This is a genomic window from Nonomuraea sp. NPDC050783 (assembly GCF_040802095.1).
Classification (GTDB): Bacteria; Actinomycetota; Actinomycetes; order Streptosporangiales; family Streptosporangiaceae; genus Nonomuraea.
This window is the reverse complement of sequence record NZ_JBFAHK010000007.1, coordinates 70,143-93,151: the sequence shown is the minus strand read 5'-3', so window position 1 is coordinate 93,151 and position 23,009 is coordinate 70,143. Positions and strand designations below refer to the sequence as shown.

Sequence of the window (23,009 nt, the reverse complement as noted above, 5' to 3'; positions counted from 1 at the left end):
GCGCGTGGCCGGTGACGGGACGATCAGGCGCCGGTGGGGCGCGCCTGGAGCGGGACGACCCCTGCCGCCAGCTCGCACCACACGACCTTACCTCCCTTGCCGCTCTCCCCGCTCCCGTCGTCCGCGCCGGTGACCCCCCAGTTCGCGGCCAGGAGCCGGATCACGTGCAGGCCCCAGCCGCTGGACGGACCGGGCGCGCGCAGCTCGGGACGGTCGGGGCCGTCGTCGCCGACCTCGACGCGGAACCGGTCGGTGCCTGCGCTGATCCGCAGGGCGGGCGGGCCGTCGCCGTGGATGAGCGCGTTCGTCACCAGCTCCGAGACCACCAGCAGCACGTCCTCCGCGCGGCCGCGGTAACCGCTGGCGGCGAGTGCGTCCTCGGCGATCCGGCGGGCGGCCGTGATGCTGTCCATCTCCTGCGGCAGATGAGTGTCGACCTGGTACGCCCCCGCCTCCTCGCTGCTCACCCATCTACTCTCGGGTAGCGCGGCTGCACCCACGAGAGGCAGTTGCGCCAGCCGCTCTGACGCGTCTGCGGGAAGCGCTCTGGTGCATCTGCATCAGTCGAGCAGCCCTTCCCTGCGGGCGACGGCGACGGCCTCCAGCTTCGAGCGCGCGCCCAGCTTCTCCAGGACGTGCTGGACGTGGTTGCGGGCGGTGTTCCTGGCGATGCCGAGCCGCTCGCCGATCTCGTCCGTGCCCGCGCCCTCGGCCAGGAGCAGCAGCGTCTCCCGCTCGCGGGCCGTGAGGTGGGCTCCCAGCCGTCCGGCCCGCCCGGTCAGCCGGTCGAACACGCCGGGCAGCAGGCTCTGCGGGAACACCACCCCGCCGGCCGCCACCTCCCGCACCGCCGACTCCAGCTCGTCCAGCCGCGACGACTTCACCAGCAGGCCCGCGCCGCCGGACTGCACCACCCTGGCGGCCATGGACGCGGTGGCCTCGCCCGCCAGCACCAGCACCCGCGCCGCCGGCGCGGCGGCGGTGAGCCGCCCGATGACCGTGATGCCGTCGCCGTCGGGCAGCAGGCGGTCGAGCACCACCACGTCGGGCTGGACCCGGGCCGTCTCGGCGAGGGCGGCGGCGATCGTGCCGGCGTGGGCGACCACGTCGATGCCGGGAGCGCGGCCGAGCGCCAGGCCGATGGCTTCGGCGACCATGGCGTGATCCTCGACCAGCACCAGCCGGATGGGCGGGGTGGGCGGCATTGACGTGATGATCCTCGGCTCCGCTCTCGTGCGTCCTGCTGATGTGCTGACGTGCTGACCTGCTGACCTGCTGACGTGCTCACAGCGCCGGGCGCCCGCCCGCTGCGCCGGACGCCCGCCTTCAGCCTTCCACGTCCCCGCGCCTCCTGCCAGCGGCGATCGCGCGGGCGGACAGGCGGAAACGCACAGTGACCATCGCGTATCGGCCCATTGGTAGGGTTGTCCGGAAATAAACGGATTCGGACAGGTGGGATAGGTGGAGGTCGAGCAAACAGCACTGCCCGGGATCGGACTGCGGCACGATTTCACCACCCGCGCGGGACAGCGGGTGGGCGTCGTCTCCCACCGCACCGGACGCCGGGACCTGGTGATCTACGACAAGGACGACCCGGACCGCGCCTGCCAGACGGTCAAGCTGAACGACGAGGAGGCCGACGCCCTGGCCGAGCTGCTCGGCGCCCCGCGCATCGTGCAGCGGCTCAACCAGCTCCACGAGCAGGTCGAGGGCCTGGTCAGCGTGCAGCTCCCGATCCCGGACGGCTCCCCGTACGCGGGCCGGCAGATGGGCGAGGCGCGAGTACGCACTCGTACCAGCGCCTCGATCGTGGCCGTCGTGCGCGGCGGCCGGGTGTTCGCCAGTCCCGGCCCCGACTTCGTGTTCGGCGCGGGCGACGTCGTGGTGGTCGTGGGCAGCGAGGAGAGCACCGCCGAAGTGGCCGACATCCTGGCACGAGGGTAGGGGCGCGGGTTTGCACGAAACCGCGATCCTCTTCCTGGAATTCGGCGCCGTCCTCCTCGGTCTCGGCGTGCTCGGCGCGCTGGCGCTGCGCGGCGGCATCTCCCCCATCCCCCTCTACCTGATCGCCGGCCTGGCGTTCGGGACGGGCGGCGTGCTGCCGCTGGCGACCAGCGAGGAGTTCATCTCCGTCGGCGCGGAGCTGGGCGTGGTGCTGCTGCTGCTCACGCTGGGGCTGGAGTACAACGCCGACGAGCTGGTGACCAGCCTGACCGGCAACGCCCGCGCCGGCATCGTGGACCTGGTGCTCAACGCCGCGCCCGGCGCGATCTGCGCGCTGCTGCTCGGCTGGGGGCCGGTCGCCGCCGTCGCGATGGCCGGCGTCACCTACGCCACCTCCTCGGGCATCACCGCCAAGGTGCTGTCCGACCTGGGGTGGATCGGCAACCGGGAGACCCCGACCGTGCTGTCGCTGCTGGTCTTCGAGGACCTGACGATGGCGATCTACCTGCCGGTGCTGACCACCATGCTGGCGGGGCTCAGCCTGATGAAGGGGGCCGTCGCGGTGGGCATCGCGCTGGCGACGGTCAGCGTGGTGCTGGTGGTGGCGCTGAAGTTCGGGCGCTTCATCGAGGCGTTCGTCTCCAGCCCGAACTCCGAGGTGCTGCTGCTGAAGGTGGTCGGGCTGGCGCTGCTGGTGGCCGGGCTGGCCCAGCAGCTCCAGGTGTCGGCGGCGGTGGGCGCGTTCCTGGTCGGCATCGCCCTGTCGGGCGAGCTGGCCGAGGACGCGCAGGCGCTGCTGGCGCCGCTGCGGGACCTGTTCGCGGCGGTGTTCTTCGTCTTCTTCGGCTTCCAGACCGACCCGGCGAAGATCCTGCCCGTGGCGGGGCTGGCCGCGCTGCTGGCGCTGGTCAGCATGGTGACCAAGCTCCTGACCGGCATCTACGCGGCCCGCCGGGCGGGCATCGGCAAGGCCGGCCAGGCGCGGGCCGGCATCGCGCTCATCCCGCGCGGCGAGTTCAACATCGTCATCGCCGGGCTGGCGGTCGGCGCGGGCGCGCACCCCGACCTGGGGGCGCTGGCGGCGGCCTACGTGCTCATCCTGGCGGCCTTCGGGCCGCTGGCGGCCAAGCTGGTGCAGCCGTTCATCACGGCCATCGCGAAGCGGGCCTGATCCGCTAGTTTGTTCGCATGACCAACGGCAGACCCGGGTTCCCCGTCGAGCGGACGATCGGCGCCGAGGAGTGGGACGCGCTGGAGATCTCGGGAGCGGAGTTCCGGCGCGTCCTGTTCCAGGACGTGGACATGACGGAGCTGATCGACCACGGCTCGACGTTCGAGGAGTGCACGTTCGGCAATGTGCGCTTCAACGTCTCCGAGCACACCGACGCGCGTTTCCTCAACTGCCTGTTCGTGCGCTGCTCGTTCTTCGACGCGACGTTCACGGGCTGCAAGATGACCGGCAGCGGGTTCGAGTCGTGCACGTACGGGCTGCTCAAGGCCGAGGGCGGCGACTGGTCCTACACCCGGCTCGCCCAGGCCGACCTGCGTGGCAGCACCATCGACGGGGTGCGGCTGCGCGAGGCCGACCTCAGCGGCGCCCGGCTGGAGGGGGCGACGCTGCGGCGCTCGGACCTGTCGGGGGCGTGGCTGCGCGGGGCCGACCTCACCAAGTGCGACCTGCGCGGCAGCGACCTCGGCACGCTCGACCCGGCCGAGGTCACGCTCAAGGGCGCGATCATCGACCCGGCGCAGGCGATGACCGTCGCGACCGCCCTGGGCCTGGTCGTCCGCCCCTGAACCACCGGCCGCCCGCACCGAGGCCCGCCGGGCGCCCGCGCCTTCGGCCGGAAGCCGCACCGGGCCCGCCGGACGCCCGGACCCCCGGACCCCCGGCCGCCCGCTCCAATGCCTCCCGGCCGCCCGCGTCAGGCGGTGACGGCGCGCAGGGCGCCGGGGTGGCGGCCGGTGAGGCGGTCGAGGGCGGCCGCGGTGGCGGCGTCGGCGGGCAGGTGGACGACCAGCCGCTGGTCGCCGCCGTCCACCTCCAGCACCTCGCGGGCCAGCCGCAGCTCCCCCGCCTCCGGGTGCGCCAGCCGCAGGACGGGCGCCACGAGCGGCGGCGCGGGCGGCCTGGCCATGCGCTCGGCGAACGCCTCCCCCGCCGCGAACTCCAGCTCGGCGGCCAGCTCGCCGGCGAACCGGTCGCCCGCCGTGACCTCCAGGCGCAGCGCGGCGGCGAGCTCGTCGGCCACGTGGTCCCAGTCGGGGTGGGCGACCCTGGCGCGCGGGTCGGTGAAGACGTACCGGAGCAGGCTGGGCGGGTCGCCGGCGGCCGGCAGCCCGAGCGGGCCGTACAGGCGCTCGAAGCCGGCGGTGCCGGCGACCACCTCGCCGAGGCGGTTGAGCACGGCGGCGGGCGTGGGCTCCAGCCGGTCGAGCACCGCCCGCACGGTGGCGCGCACGGTGCGGGCCGGGAACTGCTCGGCGCCGGGGCACAGCGCGAAGGCGCCACTGCTGATCTTGGACAGGTTGCGCAGGTGGACGCGCTCCTCCGGCGTCATGCGCAGGGCATCGCCCAGCGCGCCGAGCACCTGGATGGACGGGTGGCGGTCACGGCCCTGCTCCAGCCTGGTCAGGTATTCGACGCTGACCCCCGCCAGCGTGGCCAGCTCCGACCTGCGCAGCCCCGGCGTGCGCCGCCGGGACCCCTCGGGCAGCCCCACGTCGGCCGGCCTGACCGCCTCGCGGCGGGCCCGCAGGTAGGCCCCCAGCTCGTTGTCGCTCACGCCGGTGAGTCTACGGCGGCGGCCCCCGCGTCATCGTGGCCCCGTCAGGGCCAGTCTCGTCCCGGTCTCCCTCGCCGCCACCGTCACCGGCAGATTGGCGGCCATGACGACCATGAGACTCGCCGTGATCACCGGCAGCGTCCGCGAGGGCCGCCACGGCCCGACGATCACCCGCTGGTTCGAGGAGCAGGCCCGGCGGCACGGCCTCTTCGAGGTGGACGTGCTCGACGCGGCCGGGCACGCGCTCCCTGCCGCGCTGCCCGCCGCGCCCGCCGCGCTGCTCGACACCGGATCCCGGCCGCCGGAGCTGCGGGAGCTGTCGGCGCGGCTGGCGGGGGCCGACGCGTTCGCCGTGGTGACCCCGGAGTACAACCACAGCTACCCGGCCTCGCTCAAGCACCTCATCGACTGGCACGTCACCGAGTGGCAGGCCAAGCCCGTGGCACTGGTCTCCTACGGCGGCATGGGCGGCGGCGTGCGCGCGGCCGAGCACCTGCGGCAGGTCTTCGCCGAGCTGCACGCGGTGACGATCCGCCAGACCATCACCTTCGACCAGCACTGGCTGCGCTTCGACGCCGAGGGCCGGCTGCTGGAGCCCGAGGGGCCGGAAGGCGCGGCCAAGGTGCTGCTGGACCAGCTCGGCTGGTGGAGCCGGGTGCTGCGCGACGCCCGCCTGACCACCCCGTACGTGGCATGACGGGGGACATGAGCGGGGGCATGCGCTACCGGCTGCTGGGCCGCACCGGGCTGCGGGTGTCGCAGCTGTTCCTGGGCGCGATGACGTTCCGCGCGGCCACGCCCGAGGTGCGGCGCGTGGTGGACGCCTACGCCGGCGCGGGCGGCAACGTCGTGGACACCGCCTCCATGTACGGCGAGAGCGAGGAGGTCGTCGGCGAGCTGCTGTCCGGCCGCCGCGACCGCTTCGTCCTGGCCACCAAGTACACCGGCACCCGCGACCGCACCGACCCCAACGCGGCCGGCAACCACCGCAAGAACCTGGTGGCCTCGCTGGAGCAGAGCCTGCGGCGGCTGCGTACCGACTACGTGGACCTGCTGTGGGTGCACGTGTGGGACCGGCACACCCCGATCGAGGAGACGATGCGGGCGCTGGACGACGTGGTCCGCGCCGGCAAGGTCCTCTACGTGGGGATCTCCGACGCCCCTGCGTGGGTGGTGAGCCGGGCCGCCACGCTGGCCGAGTGGCGCGGGTGGACGCCGCTCGCCGGGATCCAGGTGCCCTACAGCCTGCTGCGCCGGGACGTGGAGCGGGAGCTGCTGCCGATGGCGCGGGCGTACGGGATGAGCGTGGCGGCGTGGGGGACGCTGGAGCGCGGCATCCTGTCCGGCCGCTACGACGACCCGGCCGCGCCCGCCTCGCGGGTCTCGCCCGCCGCCCTGACCGAGCGCGAGCGGGCCGCGTCGCGCGCGGTGGGCGAGGTGGCCGCCGAGCTGGGCGCCACCGCGTCCCAGGTGGCGCTGGCCTGGGCGATGGCGCGGGGCACGCATCCGATCGCCGGGGTGAGCGGCGTGGCCCAGCTCGCGGAGAACCTGGGGGCGTGCGGGCTGGCGCTGCCGGAGGAGGCGGTGCGGCGGCTGGAGTCGGCGGTGGAGTTCCGGCTCGGCTTCCCCCGGGAGTTCGTGGAGCAGGCGGACCGCAGCCCGGACGTCTACGGCGAGGCGGCCCTCCGGCTCGACGGCCGCTGAGAGACAGGCGCTGAGAGACAGGCGCTGAGAGACAGCCGCTGAGAGGAGGCGCGACCGTGAACGGGGCCGTATGCGTGGCGCGGGGGCCACAATCGCCATCCGCGCCCGCCAGACCTGCCTTTCCCCGCGTTCGCCCCCGGGCCACGAGGGCAGCGGATGAGCATGGACTACGCCTCGAACGCGGGCCGGGACCTGGAACGGCTGGTCCGCCGGGAGCTGACGGAGGCGGGGTTCACCGTCGAGCCGTCCCTGCTGTCGGCCGACGGCGGGCTCGGCGTCTGGCACGACCCCACACGCGGAGTGATCGTCACATGGGGCACCTCGGCCGACAACCTGGTGAAGTACGCCACGGTGCGCTCGGCGGTCCGGCTCGCGCTGCGCGCGGTCCTGGTCCGCGCCGGTCATCAGGTACGGGAGGACCGCAATGGGATGGAGCTGGTCATCACGGCCTGACCAGGGCCCCGCGCGGCCGTGCCCGCCCGCCGACGCCCCCGCCGCCTGGGTGATCGGGCTGCCCGGCACCCTCAGCGTGGCGCTGGACGAGCTCGCCGGTGGTGGGAATGGCGGACGGCGGGGGCGTGGCTCGGCGGGCCAGGACCGGGCTCGGACGGAGCTCGGGCCGGGCGTACAAGGTGATCAGACGGGTTGCAGGGGTGGCGGGGCGGGCACGCGGGCCGCCACCACCGGCTCGGTGCTCTCCCCCTGGGTGTGCAGGTCCTCGCGGAAGGCGGCCAGGTAGGCGTCGCGGTCGTGGAAGGTCGCGGCCAGCGCGTCGCCGTAGTCGATGAGCCTGCGGTGGGCGTGCCTGCGCGGCTCGTAGCGGAGGTGCATGAGCCGGTCCAGCAGCTCGCGGTCGCCGTCGGCCGCGCCGATGACGTCGGCCAGGATCTCCGCGTCGCGCAGGGTGTAGCTCATGCCCATCCCGGTCATGGGGTGGCAGGCGAACGCGGCCGAGCCCAGCAGCGCGGCATTGCCGCGGTGGTACGCCGGCACCCGCATCGCCGAGATCTTGATCCGCTGCCAGGTGGCGGGCTGCAGGCTGTCGAAGGCGTCGGAGCTCTCGGTGACGAACTTCTTCAGCTCGTCGGCGAGGGTGGGGATGCCGTCCTGGAAGACCTCCTCGTCGCACTCGGGGGGCAGGCCGACGAAGACCCGGGCCTGCTCGGGGCCGAGCGGGTAGAAGTAGGCGAGCCAGCCGTCGGAGCTGAAGTAGAGCCGGTTGAGCCGGGCGACGCTGGCGGCCAGCGGCACGGTCGTCACGCGCATGACCAGCCGCTCGTACGGCAGGGTGAGCTGCCCGATGCCGAGCGCCTCGCGCACGGCGGACCGGGTGCCGTCGGCGCCGACCACGGCGCCGGCCCGCAGCCGGGTGCCGTCGGCGAGCGCCAGCTCCTCGATCCCGCCCCCGTCCCCGCTCACGGCGATGTCGCCGATCGCGGTGCCGAACCGGAACTCCACGCCCTCCGCCACGCAGCGGGCGTGGATGAGCTCGACCAGCTCGCGGTAGGGACGGATGAGGAAGCCGCCCTCGGGGAAGCGGCAGTCCTGGATCGGGTCGCCGTCGTGGTAGTAACGGATGAGGTCGCGCCGGAGGCCATGGCGAGCGACGAGGCCGGCCAGCCCGTGCCGGGCCAGCACCCGCAGTCCCGGAGGCTTGAGGAAGTCCGCGCCCGCGGCGGGGATCGACGGTCCCTGCTCGATGACGACGACGCTGCGCCCGCGGCGGGCGAGCAGCAGGGCGAGGAAGCAGCCGCCGAGACCGGCGCCGACTATGGCTACGTCGCACGATGTGGTTGCCATGACGTGGAGCCCTTTCGGTGGTTCTGGTCCTAGTTCGGATTCCCGCGGGTACCGGCGAGCGGGCCGGATTCTGCCGCCCGCGGCCGCGGGACGACGTTCATGGGGGCGGACACCCGGTCGCTCGCGGGGGGCGTGCGGGTCTCGGCGGGCAGCAGCGCGTCGGCCTCCGCCGCCACGGTGGCGAGGGTCATGCGCAGCTCCAGCAGGACCCGGCGCGGCACCTTGACCATGACGTCGCCGGGGTCGGGCCGCAGCCTGGTGATCTTGGTGAGGGCCAGGGCGCCGATGAGCACCGAGATGGCCACGCACATCGCGATGGCGCCGGCCAGGCCGCCGAACCCGCCGATCAGCGCCGGGTGGTCGATGACGACCGACACGACGGCGACCCCGACGGCCCCGCCGACCATCCGCGCCATGGTGGCCGCGCCGACGGCGGAGGCGTACTGGTGGGGGCGGGCGGCCAGGGTGGTGGCCACCGAGGTGCCCGGCGCCAGCGCGCCCACGCCCATGCCCACGACCACGCTGGCGACCAGGCCCCACACGGTGGGTCCCGCCTGCGTCAGCACCAGCACGCACGCGCCGCCGCACAGCAGCGACCCGGCGTAGATCAGCCCGTAGGCGCCGATGCGCTGGACGAGCTTTCCGGCCAGGAAGCTCGTCACGACGACCGCCACGGACGTGGGCGTCAGCCACATGGCCACCTCCAGCATGGGGTAGCCGAGGTGGAGCAGGTAGAGCGGCTGCACGGTCAGCAGCCCGTACGACAGCGCACCGAACCCCCAGGTGGCCAGCCAGCCCCAGACGAACCTGGGCCGGCGCCACAGCGCGAGGTCGATGGCGGGCAGCCGGTGGTGGCGGGCCTGGGCGAGCGCGCCGCCGATCAGCAGCAGGGCGGCCAGCCCCAGCCAGACCACGTCCGTGCCCCAGGCCATGGCCTTGGAGATGGCCAGGACGACGACCGCGATGCCGGCGGCCAGCAGCCACGCGCCGAACACGTCCGGCAGGCCCCTGGCGGCGGCCCGCCGGCCCGGCGGCAGCGCGGCGCAGGCGACCAGCAGCGCGACGCCGATGACGACGTCGGGGATGAACAGCGCCCGCCAGCCGACGGCGGCGGCCAGCCAGCCGCCGCCCGCCTGCATGAGCAGGCAGCCCAGCCCGGAGGCGGAGCTCCACAGCGCGATGGCGCCGCGCCGCTCGCCCTCCGGCAGCTCGCCGAGCAGCAGCCCGAGGCTGGCCGGGATCATCGCCGCGGCGCCCGCGCCCTGCACGGCCCGCGCCCCCAGGACCATCGGCCAGGAGTCCACGGCCACCGTGGCGATCCCGCCCAGCACGAACACCACGAGCCCGACGGCCAGCACCCGGCGGCGGCCGAACAGGTCGGCCCAGCGGCCGGCGGTGGCCAGCAGCGCCGCGATCGGGATGAACGCCGCGCTGGTCAACCAGATGAGGTCGCCGAGAGGCATGGCGGCGCCCGCCGGGGTGTAGCGCAGCACCCCGACGGCCAGGGTGGTGGCCGTGGTGTCGGCCATCACGGTCAGCATGACACCCGCGCCGACCAGCCGCAGCATGACGCCCTGGCGGCGGTCCAGGACGGCTGTGCCCGTCCCTCGTACCGGTGACGAACGCACGTGGTCACCTCCAGTTAACGATGAGTGGCTTCACCGGCCGCACCCTCCGGCGGTGCGGTGGCGGAGCAGGCACTTGCGGTGGTCAGGCGCCGTAGCGGCCGGGCGAGAGCAGGCCCTCCGGGTCGAGCGCCGTCTTGAGCCGGTGCAGCATGCCGAGGCTGGCGGTGCTGGTCTCGGACCAGACGTCGGCCGCGGCGTGGTCGATGTCGGAGCGGTAGATGGCGCAGCCGTGGCCGCGCAGCAGGCAGTTGCCGTCGTTGCGGAGCTGGTGGGCCCGGTGGGGGCCGTCCGCCGAGCGGCGGTCGAAGAAGATCTGGACGACGCCGTTGGCCTGGTGCCGGCCGACCACGTTCCACTCGGCCATGAGGGCGGTGGTGTGGGCGTCCACGGCGGTCTGCAGGGCGTCCAGGATGCGGGCGGTCCTGCGGGCGTCGGTCGGCATCAGCGGCATCAGGGCCAGGAAGCCGAGCCCGCCGTCGTCGATCCGGTCGCAGGAGGTGACGCCGAGCGCCCTGCGCACGCCCAGGCAGGTGGGGATGCCCTGGGACATGAGGGCCCGCGGGTGGAGCGGGTCGCCGGGCTTGACCTCGGCGGGGTCCATCACGCGCAGCTCCTCGGAGCCCTCGACCTCCGACAGCGCCTTGCGCAGCAGCTCCTCGGCCAGCTCGACGGCGGCGGCGCTGCCGAGCAGCGGCCCCATGACGGCGAAGCTGTCCAGGTCGACGCCGGCGGGCAGCGTCCAGTCGCCGTGGGACGGGGTGAGCGCCAGCTCGCGCACCCGCAGCATGCCGTCGGCGGGGTTGCCGCGGCGCACGAAGGAGGCCACCGCGTCGAGCGCGACGGCGGCCTGGTGGCGCGGCATGCGCCCGTAGACCATGCCGATGGCCTCCGGGCGGGGCACCAGGGCGATCGCCATGGCGGTGACGATGCCCAGGTTGTGCTGGACGAACGCGGGCGTCAGGTCGGGCCCGGCGACCCGGCCGTGGTAGCGCCCGGCCGGGTCGAGCCCGCCGGTGGTGACCACGCTGCCGTCGGCCAGCACGGCCTCCAGCCCGGCCACGTCGTGGACGCGGGAGCGGAAGGTGCCGTCGCCCCGGTCGAGGGCGTTGCCGACGACGGAGGTGTCGGCACAGGAGTTGGTGACGTTGAGCATCCACGGGCTGCCGCGCAGCGCCTCGGCGAGCCGGCGCTGGGTCACGCCGGGCTCGATGACCGCGAAGCCGGCCTCCAGGTCGATGCCGCGGATGCGGTCCATGCCGCTGAGGTCCACGACGACGTTGTCGTCGGTGACCGGCATGGCCGAGCCCATGCCCCAGTTCCGGCCGGTGCTGATCGGGTACAGGCGGCACCTGTCGGCGGCGGCCGCGCGGACGAGGGCCCGGACCTGGTCGAGGGTGCGCGGGGACTCGGTTCCTGCTATGGAGCGTGGCTGGTGACCTCCGACGTCACGCGGCATCAGCTCCACTCGCGTTAGCTCCTGCATGGTCGTCCTCTGTTCCTTTCAGGCGGTGTGCTGGAGCAGGTCGTCGATGGAGCCGATGGCCTGGTGGGACATCTCCCTGATGCCGAGCAGGCGCTGCTCGGTGAACCCGTCGGGCGCGGGGGGCGGGGCCTGCGCGGGGAACTCGCGCAGGGCGTAGGGGTGACGCCGGGGGCGGGGGGCGTCGTTGTCACGGGACTCGTGCCGGGCGCGGCCGGGCAGGTGCGGGGGGGTTCGCATGACGGGGCCTTTCCTACCGGATGCGGGGCGGGTTCTTCCGGGGCGGCCGCTCGCCGTTGAGCGGCGTCTGGGTCAGTGCGCGCCCTCCTCGTGGCCGGCGTGCCCGGCCCGGGGAGCGGCGGCGGCGGGCGCGGGGATCGCCCGCGCGGCGCCGTGGTCGGAGACGCCGTGATTGCTGGAGGTGCCGTGGTTGATGACGCTGGCGGCGATGCGGCGCTCGGTCAGCCCCATGTGGGGACGGGTGCCGGCGGGGCCGGGCCGGGCGGCCGAGCCGCGGATCATGGAGCTGGCGTGCACCCACCGGCGGGTCTCGGCCAGCACCTCGCGCTGGGCGCGGCGCAGGTCGCCGTGGCGGGCGTGGTGCTCGCACACCGCGCGGGCGAGCACGCGCGCCATGACGAGATGCTCCGCGCAGGCGGCGGCGACCTTGGTCTCCAGGCCGATGACCTGGGCCAGCAGGAGTTGCAGGTGGGGCAGGGCGGAGCTGCGCTCGTAGCCGGCGAGCTCGGCCAGCCGTTCCGGCCAGCGCAGCCGGCGCTCGATCGAGGCGCAGGTCGCGGCGACGATCCCGGCGGCGGGGCCGCTGCCGGGGTCCTGCCCTTCGAGCTGGACGGCGCGCTGGGCGGTCTGCTCGAAGCCGGACAGGCGGCGCAGGCCGCTCTGCAGCAGGCGTACCCGGTTGTGCAGGCAGGCGGCGCTCCAGCCGAGCACCAGCAGCCGGTCCCGGTCGGCCTCGCAGTGCCAGCCGGCCAGCGACACCTCGCGGGCCATGCGGTGGTGCAGCACCCACGCCTCCCGCTCGGCGGGCGGGGCGGGGCTGTCGATCCACACCTGCAGGCCGCCGGGCGGCAGCTCGCCGACGCCGATCTCCGTGCCCTCGGGCGCGACCCTGGTGCAGATGCGGTGGACGACGCGCCGCTGCGCCGCCGTCTCGGGTGCCATGGACGCCGTGCCGTCCCAGAGGGGCGGTGGCGTGCGTTGGGGGGCCACTTCCGCCCTTGGCTCGACGCTCATGTGAGGCCACCTCCTGACCCGCGGGCCGAATCAGATCTCTGTAAATTCACACTTAATAGTGACGCTCTGATCGTGGGCATGTGGACTGTTTCTGTCAACTGTCACTTTACGGATCGCGTATGTTTGCCCCGCCGAGAAACCGGTACGCACGATGTCCCGACGACTTTTCGCCGGTGAATGCCGGATTACGGGCCGTGATTGATCTAGAGTCCATACGACCGCGCACGCGTGGACCGCAGAGGGAGGAGGGGGCCCGTGACGGTGACCAGAGCCGTGGTCGCGGCCGTTCTCGCCGCCTCTCCGGCCCTCACGGCGGCCGCTCCGGTGCCGGAGGAGAGCGGCTACTGCGTGCTACCGGATCACGCCCGGCCGTCCCCGCCTAACCTGATCGCCAGTGCTTCCTCACTGGCCTGGATCCATCCCAATCCCCCGCCGGTCGAGCGCGAGCCGACGCGCTCCGAGCGGCTGGACTTCGCGGGCTTCCCCAACGTGTCCGTCCTTGACGTCACCGACCGGCGCGGGCGCCCGGCCCGCCGGGTGGTCACGACGTTCACCACGAACGTCGACAAGATCGTCACCCTCACCAACGAGGCCGCCGTGTCGCTGGACGGCGGCGCCACCTTCGGCCCGTCCGGGGCCACCCCGCTGCGCGAGTCGCCGGTCGAGCTGCTCGACGGCCGCTACTTCGCCACCGAGTACTACCTGCGGAGGACCGGGCCGCACACGGCGCGGCTGGGCGTGCTCACCTCCGACACCGCGCGCTCCGAGGACTGGGTGCGCGCGGAGGCGACCCTGACCACGCCGGGCGAGCTGATGCCCGGCGGGGCCACGCACGGCCTGCCCGTGCAGCTCGCCGACGGCACCATCCTCATCACGGTCTACGTCCGCTACCAGGACACCCGGGCGGACCAGGCCGAGGTGTACGCCAGCGAGGACGGCGGCCGCACCTTCGCCAGGCGCGGCGTGATCGCGCGCCCCGAGCCCGGGTTCGCCTACAACGAGGCGGCGCTGGCGCAGGTCATGGACGGCACCCTGCTGGCGGTGGTGCGGCGCGACGGCGGCCGGTTCTCCACGCTGCGCCAGGCCCGCTCGGCCGACGGCGGCCGGACCTGGACCCCGGTGAGCGAGCTGCGCTTCACCGGCATGGACTGCGTGGTGCGCGGCGTGGCGCCGCGGCTGCTGCTCATGCCGGACGGCACGCTCGTGCTGAGCGCCGGGCGGCCGGACGACTGGCTGGCCTTCTCGCCCCGCGGCCTCGGGTACGAGTGGCTGCAACCGCAGGTGACCTACCACAACCGGGACGGGGTCTGGGACACGCACGGCTCGTCCGGCTACACCGGCGTGGCGGCGGTCGGCCCGCACCGGCTGATCCAGGTCTTCGACAACTGCAAGCTGCCCGGGGTGCGGCAGGACGGGCTGCTCGACGAGACGGCCTGCCCGGCGCACGGCCGCTTCGAGCACGGCGGCTGGTACGCCGTCAAGCGCCGCCTGTTCGACCTCGCCCCGCCCGCCCCCGGCCGCCTGGACCTGGCCGCGCTGCGCCGGCGCGGCGCCCTCACCGTCTCCACCACCATGCGCTGGACCGGCGGCCACCGGCCGCGCACCCGCCCGGCGGCCGCCCTGGACGGCAGCACCGGCTACTGGTCGAGCGCGGTCGCCGCCGACCGCCGCGGCCGGTACGTGCTGCACCTGGACCGGAACTACCCGCTCACGCTCGTGGGGCTCAGCCTGCGCCCGGGGCATCCGGCCGGAGCCCGCGTGTACGTCTCGCGCGACGGGCGCTCATGGGGCGAGCCGGTGCTCACCGTCGCCGACCGGACGGACTACGCGCTGCGTTACGAGCCCGTCGCGGTGACCGGCCGGCACGTCAAGATCGTCGTCGAGCCCACCGACGGGTGCGACCCGGAGATCGGCCGCACGTGCGCGATGCTGAACGAGGTCGAGCTCTACAGCCGCTGACCCCCGCTGCCGCCGCTGACCCGGGGGCGCCGGCGATCCTCCGAGGCCGGGGCGGGCGGACAGCCGGCGGGCGGGCGGCCGTCAGTCCCCCGCGCCGAGCCGGTCGTGGTCGCCGCGGCGCGGCGCGGGGACGGCCGGGCCCAGGCCGTAGTGGCGGCAGAGCGCGACCTCGTCCGGCGCGGTCAGCAGGCCGTCCACGGCGACGTCCGGGGCCGTCCGGACCTGCTCGGCGTCGAAGGGCACGGCGATCTCGTCCGCGGTGCGGCGGCTGCCGGCGAGCGGCACGAAGGTCTGGCGCAGGCCGAGGAGCCCCGAGCGGACGGTCACCCACTCCGGCCGGCCGGTGCGGTCGTTGAGATAGACCTGTCCGACCCTGCCGAGCGGCTCGCCGTCGGAGCCGACGACGTGGCATTCGAGCAGGGTGCGGATCTCGGTGTGCGTGGTCACGGCTTCCTCCGGTGCGGCTGCCTGGCATCAAAATGGACAAATACCCCATTTCGCCGTCAAGGCACCCGCTCGCCGCGGGCGGGCCCGGATCAGCCGCCGTGCGCCTTCCTCAGCGCGGCCAGGTGCTCCTTGAGCTTCGGCTCGGCCTCCTTGGCCAGCGCCACCACCTGCGGGGAGGTGCCCTTGGCGATCTCCTGCCGGGTCGCCTCCAGCGCGGCGTTGTGCGACTTCGTCATGCCGGCCAGGAAGTCCTGGTCGAAGTCGGCGCCGGTGACCTCGCGCAGCTTCTGGCCCAGCTCCCGCTGCTCGGCGTTGGGCGAGCCGGGCAGGTCGATGCCGAGCTGCGTGGCGGCCTGGGTGACCTTGCGGTCGAGCGCGGTGTGGTCGTCGAGCATCATCTTGCCGACCGACTTCACCGCCTTGGCGGAGCCCTTGCCCTGGGCGAGGCGGCCGGACTGGATCTCGGCCAGGTTGCCCTCGTGGATGGTACGCATCCACGTCCTGTCCTGCTCGGAGGGCTGGGCTCCGGACGGCGGCGTCACGGCCGCGGTGTTGGTCGGTGCGGTTCCGCAGCCCGCCAGCGCGGCGGCGGCCAGCAGGAGGGTCAGGCGAGTACGCATGGGCATTCCTCTTACCAGGACGGCAGTGATCCACTACGCAGCGTAACCGTCGCCGGGGGCGCTTCCCCGCATTCCGGCAGCTCGGCGCGTCCCTCCCGCCTGCCGGGGGCCGGGCGCGCGCGCGAGCTAGTCGAAGGTGAGCGTCAGGGTGGTGTGGCGCTTGCGGATGACCGCTCCCCCGGCGGGCGCCCCGGCGGGCGCGCCGGAGCCGGGGTGGGCCGTGATCCGCAGGCGGCCGGCGTGGGGGCGGCCCGCCGCGTCCCAGGCGGCGACGTGCCCGGCCAGCTCGGCGGCGAGCCGGCCGCCACCCGCGCCGTACCCGCGAGCGACCAGCCCACCGCCCGCGCCACGCTCACCGCCACCCGAGACGCCGCCCGCGCCACGCTCACCGCCACCCGAGACGCCATCCGCGCCACGCTCACCGCCACCCGAGACGCCGCCCGCGCCGTACCCGCCGTCGTCCAGGGCGCCGCTCGCGGCGAGTATCGCGATGGCGTCGCCGTCCACGATGCCGGCGGTGCCGGCGGTCCAGCCGGCGCTCCCCCCGCTCAGGACGCACCAGCGCGGCTCGTGCAGCGCCAGCCACAGCCCGATGCCCGTGCCGAGCACCGGCGTCGCCGGGCCGGTCACGGCGGCTCCGGGGGCTCCGGGGGTTCCGGCGGCTCCGGATGCTCCGGGGGCGAGCCCGAGGGTGACCCCGGTGGCGACCTCGACGGGCGTGGCGGCGAGCGCGGCGGCGACGTCCCCGAGCGGGCGCGGCCCCGGCAGCCCCAGCAGCGTGGCGGGGTCCTCGCGCAGCACGGTGACGACCTCGGGCCCGGCGGCCGGCCCGCGCATCCGCATGAACCCGCACGGCGCCACCGACCGGCTCACCCAGCACTCGCCCTCGCGCTCCATCGCCACCGCCACCTGCACGCCGCGCAGGTCGAGCGGGACGACCAGCCGCCCGTCCGGCCGGAGCTGCCGCAGCCAGGCGGGCGCGAGGTCCCACACGCCGACGGTGGCCACGAGCCGGTCGTACGGCGCCCCCGGCGGGTGCCCCTCGCTCCCGTCGCCGCGCACCACCTCCACCCCCGTCACGCCGGCGGCCGCCAGGTGCTCGCGGGCGTGGGCGACCAGGTCCTCGTCGATGTCCATGCTCACCACGCGCCCGGCGGGCCCGGCCAGGCGGGCCAGCAGGGCGGCGTTGTAGCCGGTGCCCGCGCCGATCTCCAGCACCCGGTGCCCGGGCCGGACGTCGAGCTGGTCGAGCATGGTCGCCATGATGGCGGGCTGGGACGAGGAGCTGATCGGCAGGCCGCCGTCGTCGAGCTTGGTGACGATGGGCTCGTCGCGGTAGGCGTCCTGGGGATCGACGCCCGGCACGAACAGGTGGCGCGGCACGGCCAGCAGCGCGGCGGCGACCGGCTCGCTCACCTCCTGGCGCTCCCGCAACCGCGCCACCAGGGCCTTCCTGCGCGCCGTGAGATCCATGCCCTCATTGTCCGCCCTCCACGGGAATCCGGGGGCGGAAGGGTTGAGCGCGATCTGAGGGGGAAGGGTGGCCAACTCCTGAACGTCGACCGTGAGGAGGAGCCGTAGTGCTCACCCTGACAGCCAACGCGGCACAGGCCATCCGCGACCTGACCTCGACCGCGCCGGAGCCCGCCCAGAGCGGGATCCGCATCTCGTCGGAGGGCGAGAGCCCGAACGCGCTCACCCTGTCCCTGGCCATCGCGCCGGAACCGGCGGACGCGATCGTGGAGTCGGAGGGCGCGCGGGTCTACCTGGACCCGGTGGCCGCGACCGTGCTGGACGACAAGTCCCTCGACGCCGGCGCCGACGACCAGGGCGGCGTGTCGTTCGTGGTCACCGAGCAGCCGACCTGACGCACCCGCCCCGCCGGGCCGGACCCGGCGGGGCCCTCTCCCTTCCCGGGCCTCAGCCCTCGGCGAGCAGCTTGTGCAGGTAGCGCACCTGCTCCTCGCTCTGGTACCCGCCGCCGCCCTCGTGGTTGTTCCAGGGCCAGACGGTGATCTCCTTCGGCCCCTGCCAGTGGTTGTAGGCGGCGAACACCGTGGACGGCGGGCAGACGTCGTCCATCAGCGCCACCGAGTACAGGGCGGGCACCCGGCCCCGGGCGGCGAAGTTCATGCCGTCGAAGTAGGCCAGGGTGCGGAAGACCTGCTCGGCGCTGTCCCTGCGGGTGGCCATGAAGCGGACCAGCTCCTGGTACGGGTCCCGCCCGGTGATCTCCACCGCCCGCCGGAAGTGGGTCAGGAACGGCACGTCCACCAGCGCGGCCCTGACCGCCGGGTGCAGCACGGCCGTGGCCTGCGCGATGGCGCCGCCCTGGCTGCCGCCGGAGACCACGATCCGGCCGCCGTCCACCGCCGGGTGCTCCAGCGCGGCGTCCACGGCGCGCACGGCGTCGGTGAAGACGCGCCGGTAGTAGTAGTCCTCGGGGTCGAGGATGCCGCGGGTCATCATGCCGGGCGCCTGCGGGTTGGCGCTGCCGTGCGGGTCGGGGGTGGTGCCGGGGCTGCCGACGTTGGCGCCGCCGTGGCCGCGGGTCTCCATGACGAACACCGCGTACCCGGCCGAGGGCCACAGCAGGTGGTCCTTGGGGAAGCCGCGCCCGCCGCTGTAGCCGATGTAGTGCATGACGCAGGGCACCGGCCCCTCGGCGCCGCGCGGCAGGATGAACCAGCCGTTGACGCGGTGGCCGCCCCAGCCCGCGAACGACGCCTCGTACACCTCGACGGTGGTCAGCGGCAGGTCGTACGGCGTGTACGTGGCGGCCAGGTCGTGCTGCCGGGCCTCGGCCAGGGTGCGGGACCAGAAGTCGTCGAAGTCGGCCGGCTCGTCGCGGTCGGGGAGGTAGGCGCGCAGGGCCTCGAGCGGCAGGTCGAACAGTGGCACGAATGCTCCCATAGCTGGTGGAACGATGATGATATTTCACCTCATAGCGCCGGAAAGCGCTATCCCACCAGCGCGACTTCCCCGCACCCGCCACGCCTTGTCCTGGTCGGGCTGGGTAGGAGTGATCGCGTGAGCGAACACGTCAGCGAGTACATCATCCAGGTTCAGCACTCCCGCCTGGAGCCCGACCTGATCCTGGACGCCCCCGCCGGCACCGACGACTTCCTCATCGCCTTCGGCGACGACACCGAGTCCCGGGCCCAGCTCCTGCGCGACGAGGCCGGGCGGCCGGTGCTGCGCGTCGGCGGCTACATGACGGCCGAGGGGACGGTCGTGAAGGAGCGGCTGTGGACCGTCAGCGAGGCCGCCCGCCACGGCGACCGCCTCCGCCTCCGCCTCGGCCCGCCGATCGCCTGACCCGCCCGCCCGCCCGGCCCCGCCCGCCCTCCGGCCGCCGCCCCGGCTCACGAGACCCGGTACGGGCGCGGCCGCGGCCACCAGCCGGGCACGTGCGCCAGGTAGTCCTCGTACGCCGCCCCGAACTGCCTGCGCAGCCGCGGCTCCTCGTACCAGTGCACGAACCCGAACACGGGCACGGCGATCACCGCGAGGTAGAGCAGCAGCCAGGGGCTCCCGAAGATCATGGCCTGCCCGGCCACCGCCGCGAAGATGGCCACGTACATGGGGTTGCGGACGTACCGGTAGAGCCCGCCGACGACCAGCCGCTCGGGCGGCGCGGTGGGCATCGGCGTCCCCAGCCCCTCGACCACGAACCTGACGAACGCGCTGACCAGCACCGCCAGCCCCGCGGCCACCAGGACCACCCCGGCCACCCGCAGCGGCAGCATGGCGGCCGGCGGGAAGGGGTCGCGCAGCCGCCATCCGGTGATCCAGTACGGGACGAGGACGGCTACGGTGCCGGGCGCGGCAGCGAAGAAGAGCGAGCTGACGAGTGCCGCGGGAGTCCTGCGCATGGGGACGCTCCTCACCATTAATTCACTGAATGATGAGTTTAAGGAGCGCGACCGGTCATCGTCAACAGGCGGCCCGACCGGTTGCCGGAGTTCCGTAAGGGGCCTTACGATTTGTGGATGATCAACCTGGAGCGGCCCTCGTACGAGGAACTCGTGGCACGGCTCGGCACGCCGGTCGCCGTCGAGGACGCGCGCGCCCGCTGGGGCTCCCTCGTGGACGCCGCCAGGAACGGCCACGTCAGCCTGATCACCCGGGAGCGCTGGGAGTGGGCGGCGCTGGTGCCGCTGTCCCGGGTGGCCGGGGTGCTGACCGGCCTGCCGATGGTGCCGCTGTCCACCGCCCGCGCCAAGCTCGGCGACCTCGTCCGCCAGGTGGCCGGCCCGTACGACGACGAGCCCGTGCTGCTCGCCCGCCACCGCACCCCGGTCGCCGCGCTGATCGCGGCCCGCCTGCTGCTGGAGCCGCCCGCCTCGCCGCGCCTGCCGGACGCCGACGCGCTGCTGGCCGGAGGCCACACGATCACGCTGGCCCGCGACCCGGTGGGCGGGCTGGTCGTCGCGATCGCCCGCGACGCGGACGGCGGCCAGGTCGCGGCCGGATCGGGGCACAGCGCCGCGCAGGCGCTGCGCTCCCTCGCCCAGCAGCCCGTCCAGTAACCACTCGCCGGCTACCGCCGGACCGGATCGAACGGGCCGGATCAAGCGGGCCGGATCAAGCTGACGGCTCGCCGGGCAGGACCACCGCGTCAGGGCCCGGGTAGACGAACTGCGTGTGCCCGTCGTCGAAGCGGACGACGTAGGGCGGCGCTCCGTCCGCTCCCCGGACCTCCACGATCACGGCCTTGCGGTCGGCCTGGCCGACGACGTTGCCGTGCACGAGCAAGATGTCACCGACGTTCGCCTGCATGAGCGGCTCCTCCCGGATGGGCTCGGACGAGTGCGGGTGTCTCTCTCCTCCCACACTGCACCAGCGGGGCCGCCCGGGGAAGCCACGTTCGCGGCGCGGGCCGCCCGGCGAAAATCCATCGAGAGGCGGGCAGGCCGGTGGTTACCGTGTGCCGGATGGATATCCTGCTCGAAACCCGTCGGCTGATCCTGCGCCGCTTCGCCGAGTCCGACGCCGGCCACCTGTTCGCCCTGCACAACGACCCCGAGGTCATGCGCTACCTCAACGGCGGCAAGCCGGTCCCCCTCGCCACGATCGTCGAGGAGACCCTGCCGTGGTTCATCCGGTCCGGCTTCTACGCCGCGATCGAGAAGTCCTCCGGGGACTTCATCGGCTGGTTCCACCTGCGGCCGCCCCAGGGCGGCCCGGCGGACGAGCCCGAGCTGGGCTACCGGCTGCACCGGGCGGCCTGGGGGCGCGGGTACGCGACCGAGGGCTCGCTGGCGCTGATCGACCTGGCCTTCGGCGAGCTGGGGGCGCGGCGGGTGTTCGCCCAGACGATGGCGGTCAACCTGGGGTCGCGGCGGGTCATGGAGAAGTGCGGGCTCCGGTACGCCCGGACGTTCTTCCCGTACTGGCCGGAGCCGCTGGAGGGGTGGGAGCAGGGCGAGGTGGAGTACGAGCTGAACCGCGCCGACTGGCACCCGCGCTCCGCCCCGCCGCCGGGGTCAGCGGACGTCCTGGACGGTGATCGTCCGGGAGGCGCGGGCGGCCGGGGCAAGGAGGGGGAGCGCCGCCAGGGCGGCCACGACCAGCGCTTTCGAGCGGGCGCGGATGCCGGGACGGACGGCCGGTACGAGCGGAGATTGCACGGTGAGCCCCGTTCTGCCTGCTGAACCTTCCACAGGGACGGGCGTTCCACGCCGTTCCTCACGGTGTCACCCCGTGTCACCCCGTGCCGTCCTGCGCCGTCCCGTGCCGTCCTGCGTCGTCCCGTGCCGTCAGCGTGGCAGGGCCGCCACCACGGCGTAGCGCTCGTCGTCGATCTCCCTGCCCCACAGCGCCGGGTCGGGGAGGGGGTCCACGCGCAGCTCCGCGAACGCGACGGCGAGCCCCCGCAACGCCGCGACCAGGTCGTCCGCGCGCACTCCGCCGTCCCACGGCAGGCCCTCGCGCGCAGGCGTGCCGCTCCAGCGGCCCTCGACGAGGACGAGCCGGCCGCCCGGCCGCAGCAGCGCGCACCAGCGGGCCAGCGCCGCCTCCGGCTCGGGGAGGGCCCACAGGAGGTGGCGGGCCAGGACCACGTCGAAGCGCCGATCCCCCACCGGCGGCCTGGAGGCATCGTCCACCAGGAAGCGGGCGTCCGTGCCCGCCAGCTTCTCGCGGGCCCGCGCCACCATCCGCGGCGCCAGGTCCACCCCCGTCACGTCGTGCCCGTCACCGGCCAGCAGCAACGCCAGCGATCCTGTGCCGCACCCCAGGTCCAGCACCTCCAGCCGCCCCTCGCCGGACGGCAGCCAGGCGGCCAGGCGACCGGCCCAGGCGGCGCGCACCCGCGGGTCGCGCAACCCGTGGTCGGCCTCCTCGTCGAAGGTGTCGGCGGCGGCGTCCCAATAGGCGGCGACGGCGCGCGTGACGCTGTCAGGAGTGTCGTTCTCAGGGGCGGCGCTGTCAGGCGTGGCGCTGTCAGGCGTGGCGCTGTCAGGCGTGGCGCTGTTCTGCATGGCGGCATCCTGTCAGCGGCCACCGACAGTTCCGCGGATCACCGCCTGGTGCCCTGGTCGGGGCGATCGTAGGGTGCGGTCATGGGATATGACGCGCTGTTCCGCCTGGACGGCCGGCACGCCGTGGTGATCGGGGCCGGGAGCGGCATCGGCAGGGAGGCGGCGCTGGCCCTGGCCGCGCACGGCGCGTCCGTCGCGTGCGCGGACCGGAACCTGCCCGCCGCCGAGGAGACCGCCGCCGCGTGCGGGGGCACCGCGCGGCTGCTGGACGTGCTCGACGCCGGGGCGGTGCGCGCCGCCGCCGAGCGGGAGCCGGCCGACGTGCTGGTGTTCACGCCCGCCACGAACGTGCGCAAGCGGCTGCTCGACTACACCGGCGAGGAGTTCGACCAGGTGGTGGGGCTCAACCTGCGGGCGGCGTTCGACGTGGTGCGGGCGTTCGGCGCGGGCATGGTGGAGCGGCGGCGCGGGTCGATCATCGGGTTCGCGTCGATCCGGGCGTCGGTGACCGAGCCGGGGCAGAGCGCGTACGCGGCGACGAAGGCCGGGCTGGTGCAGCTCCTGCGCACGGCCGCCGCCGAGTTCGGCCCGTACGGCGTGCGCGTCAACGCCGTCGCCCCCGGCGTCGTCGAGACCCCGCTGACCCGGCAGATCAAGGAGCATCCCGGCTGGTACGCCGCCTACGCCGCCAAGAGCGCGCTCGGCCGGTGGGCGGCGGCGCGGGAGACAGCGGGCGCGGTGGTCTACCTGGCGGGCGAGGCGGCGAGCTTCGTCACGGGCTCGGTGCTGTACGTGGACGGCGGCTGGACCGCCGTGGACGGACGCTTCGACCCGCCGGCCTGAGCCCGGCAGCCCGGCAGCCCGAGCCCGGCAGCCCGAGCCCGGCAGCCCGAGCCCGCCGG

The 23,009-nt window shown here is 74.5% G+C and carries 27 protein-coding genes; 12 read left to right on the top strand and 15 right to left on the bottom strand.

Going from position 1 to position 23,009, the window contains the following annotated elements; all coding sequences use genetic code 11:
* Positions 1-23 precede the first annotated feature (23 nt).
* Complete coding sequence (locus AB0H75_RS20685; protein ID WP_367798374.1) at positions 24-467, bottom strand: ATP-binding protein; 444 nt, start codon at positions 465-467, stop codon at positions 24-26.
* Positions 468-560: 93 nt separating this feature from the next.
* Positions 561-1,205, bottom strand: coding sequence for a response regulator (locus AB0H75_RS20680; RefSeq protein ID WP_367798373.1), 645 nt, complete (start codon positions 1,203-1,205; stop codon positions 561-563).
* Between the two features lie 256 nt (positions 1,206-1,461).
* On the opposite strand from AB0H75_RS20680, the gene AB0H75_RS20675 reads away from it, so the two are divergent.
* The 3 genes from AB0H75_RS20675 to AB0H75_RS20665 are packed head-to-tail and all read left to right on the top strand — an operon-like array spanning position 1,462 to position 3,741.
* Positions 1,462-1,944 carry a cation:proton antiporter regulatory subunit gene (locus AB0H75_RS20675; protein WP_367798371.1) on the top strand — a complete coding sequence of 161 codons (483 nt, stop codon included), beginning with the start codon at positions 1,462-1,464 and terminating at the stop codon, positions 1,942-1,944.
* Between the two features lie 10 nt (positions 1,945-1,954).
* Entirely contained in the window at positions 1,955-3,115 is a 1,161-nt protein-coding gene (locus AB0H75_RS20670) for a cation:proton antiporter (RefSeq protein ID WP_367798369.1), read from the top strand.
* Between the two features lie 17 nt (positions 3,116-3,132).
* Complete coding sequence (locus AB0H75_RS20665; protein ID WP_367798367.1) at positions 3,133-3,741, top strand: pentapeptide repeat-containing protein; 609 nt, start codon at positions 3,133-3,135, stop codon at positions 3,739-3,741.
* Between the two features lie 128 nt (positions 3,742-3,869).
* On the opposite strand, the gene AB0H75_RS20660 is transcribed toward AB0H75_RS20665, so the two are convergent.
* A complete protein-coding gene (locus tag AB0H75_RS20660; RefSeq protein WP_367798365.1) occupies positions 3,870-4,730 on the bottom strand; it encodes a helix-turn-helix domain-containing protein in 861 nt (286 codons plus the stop codon).
* A 103-nt stretch (positions 4,731-4,833) separates the two neighbouring features.
* On the opposite strand from AB0H75_RS20660, the gene AB0H75_RS20655 reads away from it, so the two are divergent.
* The 3 genes from AB0H75_RS20655 (at position 4,834) to AB0H75_RS20645 (ending at position 6,887) form a co-directional block, all read left to right on the top strand.
* Entirely contained in the window at positions 4,834-5,427 is a 594-nt protein-coding gene (locus AB0H75_RS20655) for an NADPH-dependent FMN reductase (RefSeq protein WP_367798363.1), read from the top strand.
* Between the two features lie 20 nt (positions 5,428-5,447).
* A complete protein-coding gene (locus tag AB0H75_RS20650) occupies positions 5,448-6,434 on the top strand; it encodes an aldo/keto reductase (protein ID WP_367799033.1) in 987 nt (328 codons plus the stop codon).
* A 156-nt stretch (positions 6,435-6,590) separates the two neighbouring features.
* Positions 6,591-6,887 (top strand): hypothetical protein, encoded by a 297-nt coding sequence (locus tag AB0H75_RS20645; RefSeq protein ID WP_367798361.1) that lies wholly within the window; start codon positions 6,591-6,593, stop codon positions 6,885-6,887.
* 183 nt (positions 6,888-7,070) lie between these two features.
* Here AB0H75_RS20645 and AB0H75_RS20640 read toward each other — a convergent pair whose 3' ends face one another.
* The 5 genes from AB0H75_RS20640 to AB0H75_RS20620 form a co-directional block, all read right to left on the bottom strand.
* Positions 7,071-8,234 (bottom strand): FAD-dependent oxidoreductase, encoded by a 1,164-nt coding sequence (locus AB0H75_RS20640; protein ID WP_367798359.1) that lies wholly within the window; start codon positions 8,232-8,234, stop codon positions 7,071-7,073.
* A gap of 29 nt (positions 8,235-8,263) precedes the next feature.
* Positions 8,264-9,862: an MFS transporter gene (locus AB0H75_RS20635; RefSeq protein ID WP_367798357.1), complete on the bottom strand. Its 1,599-nt coding sequence runs from the start codon at positions 9,860-9,862 to the stop codon at positions 8,264-8,266.
* A gap of 82 nt (positions 9,863-9,944) precedes the next feature.
* A complete protein-coding gene (locus AB0H75_RS20630; protein WP_367798355.1) occupies positions 9,945-11,345 on the bottom strand; it encodes an FAD-binding oxidoreductase in 1,401 nt (466 codons plus the stop codon).
* Positions 11,346-11,363: 18 nt separating this feature from the next.
* Positions 11,364-11,582, bottom strand: a complete 219-nt coding sequence (locus AB0H75_RS20625; protein WP_367798353.1) for a hypothetical protein — start codon at positions 11,580-11,582, stop codon at positions 11,364-11,366.
* A 72-nt stretch (positions 11,583-11,654) separates the two neighbouring features.
* Positions 11,655-12,596, bottom strand: coding sequence for a hypothetical protein (locus AB0H75_RS20620; RefSeq protein WP_367798351.1), 942 nt, complete (start codon positions 12,594-12,596; stop codon positions 11,655-11,657).
* 255 nt (positions 12,597-12,851) lie between these two features.
* Between AB0H75_RS20620 and AB0H75_RS20615 the strand changes: the two genes are divergently transcribed.
* Entirely contained in the window at positions 12,852-14,555 is a 1,704-nt protein-coding gene (locus AB0H75_RS20615) for an exo-alpha-sialidase (RefSeq protein ID WP_367798349.1), read from the top strand.
* Between the two features lie 81 nt (positions 14,556-14,636).
* Here the strand turns inward: AB0H75_RS20615 and AB0H75_RS20610 are convergent, their stop codons facing one another.
* The 3 genes from AB0H75_RS20610 to AB0H75_RS20600 all read right to left on the bottom strand — a co-directional run bounded on the left by AB0H75_RS20610 (position 14,637) and on the right by AB0H75_RS20600 (position 17,095).
* Positions 14,637-15,002, bottom strand: a complete 366-nt coding sequence (locus tag AB0H75_RS20610; protein WP_367798347.1) for a PRC-barrel domain-containing protein — start codon at positions 15,000-15,002, stop codon at positions 14,637-14,639.
* Between the two features lie 89 nt (positions 15,003-15,091).
* A complete protein-coding gene (locus AB0H75_RS20605) occupies positions 15,092-15,622 on the bottom strand; it encodes a DUF4142 domain-containing protein (protein WP_367798345.1) in 531 nt (176 codons plus the stop codon).
* 126 nt (positions 15,623-15,748) lie between these two features.
* Positions 15,749-17,095 carry a methyltransferase domain-containing protein gene (locus tag AB0H75_RS20600; protein ID WP_367798343.1) on the bottom strand — a complete coding sequence of 449 codons (1,347 nt, stop codon included), beginning with the start codon at positions 17,093-17,095 and terminating at the stop codon, positions 15,749-15,751.
* 107 nt (positions 17,096-17,202) lie between these two features.
* On the opposite strand from AB0H75_RS20600, the gene AB0H75_RS20595 reads away from it, so the two are divergent.
* The gene (locus tag AB0H75_RS20595; protein WP_367798341.1) at positions 17,203-17,490 is read left to right on the top strand and encodes a Fe-S cluster assembly protein HesB; all 288 of its coding nucleotides are present in this window, start codon (positions 17,203-17,205) and stop codon (positions 17,488-17,490) included.
* A gap of 52 nt (positions 17,491-17,542) precedes the next feature.
* Here the strand turns inward: AB0H75_RS20595 and AB0H75_RS20590 are convergent, their stop codons facing one another.
* On the bottom strand, positions 17,543-18,523 hold the full coding sequence (locus AB0H75_RS20590; RefSeq protein ID WP_367798339.1) for an acetylxylan esterase: 981 nt from the start codon (positions 18,521-18,523) through the stop codon (positions 17,543-17,545).
* A gap of 129 nt (positions 18,524-18,652) precedes the next feature.
* Here AB0H75_RS20590 and AB0H75_RS20585 point away from each other — a divergent pair, with 129 nt between their 5' ends.
* The gene (locus AB0H75_RS20585) at positions 18,653-18,940 is read left to right on the top strand and encodes a hypothetical protein (RefSeq protein WP_367798337.1); all 288 of its coding nucleotides are present in this window, start codon (positions 18,653-18,655) and stop codon (positions 18,938-18,940) included.
* Between the two features lie 47 nt (positions 18,941-18,987).
* On the opposite strand, the gene AB0H75_RS20580 is transcribed toward AB0H75_RS20585, so the two are convergent.
* Entirely contained in the window at positions 18,988-19,497 is a 510-nt protein-coding gene (locus AB0H75_RS20580) for an isoprenylcysteine carboxylmethyltransferase family protein (protein WP_367798335.1), read from the bottom strand.
* Between the two features lie 117 nt (positions 19,498-19,614).
* On the opposite strand from AB0H75_RS20580, the gene AB0H75_RS20575 reads away from it, so the two are divergent.
* Positions 19,615-20,154 (top strand): type II toxin-antitoxin system prevent-host-death family antitoxin, encoded by a 540-nt coding sequence (locus tag AB0H75_RS20575; RefSeq protein WP_367798333.1) that lies wholly within the window; start codon positions 19,615-19,617, stop codon positions 20,152-20,154.
* Positions 20,155-20,209: 55 nt separating this feature from the next.
* Here AB0H75_RS20575 and AB0H75_RS20570 read toward each other — a convergent pair whose 3' ends face one another.
* Positions 20,210-20,404 carry a DUF1918 domain-containing protein gene (locus AB0H75_RS20570; RefSeq protein WP_367798331.1) on the bottom strand — a complete coding sequence of 65 codons (195 nt, stop codon included), beginning with the start codon at positions 20,402-20,404 and terminating at the stop codon, positions 20,210-20,212.
* A 155-nt stretch (positions 20,405-20,559) separates the two neighbouring features.
* Here AB0H75_RS20570 and AB0H75_RS20565 point away from each other — a divergent pair, with 155 nt between their 5' ends.
* Positions 20,560-21,279, top strand: a complete 720-nt coding sequence (locus tag AB0H75_RS20565; RefSeq protein ID WP_367798329.1) for a GNAT family N-acetyltransferase — start codon at positions 20,560-20,562, stop codon at positions 21,277-21,279.
* A 105-nt stretch (positions 21,280-21,384) separates the two neighbouring features.
* Here AB0H75_RS20565 and AB0H75_RS20560 read toward each other — a convergent pair whose 3' ends face one another.
* Positions 21,385-22,107 carry a class I SAM-dependent methyltransferase gene (locus AB0H75_RS20560; protein WP_367798327.1) on the bottom strand — a complete coding sequence of 241 codons (723 nt, stop codon included), beginning with the start codon at positions 22,105-22,107 and terminating at the stop codon, positions 21,385-21,387.
* Positions 22,108-22,188: 81 nt separating this feature from the next.
* On the opposite strand from AB0H75_RS20560, the gene AB0H75_RS20555 reads away from it, so the two are divergent.
* Positions 22,189-22,950 carry an SDR family NAD(P)-dependent oxidoreductase gene (locus AB0H75_RS20555; protein WP_367798325.1) on the top strand — a complete coding sequence of 254 codons (762 nt, stop codon included), beginning with the start codon at positions 22,189-22,191 and terminating at the stop codon, positions 22,948-22,950.
* Positions 22,951-23,009: the final 59 nt, after the last annotated feature.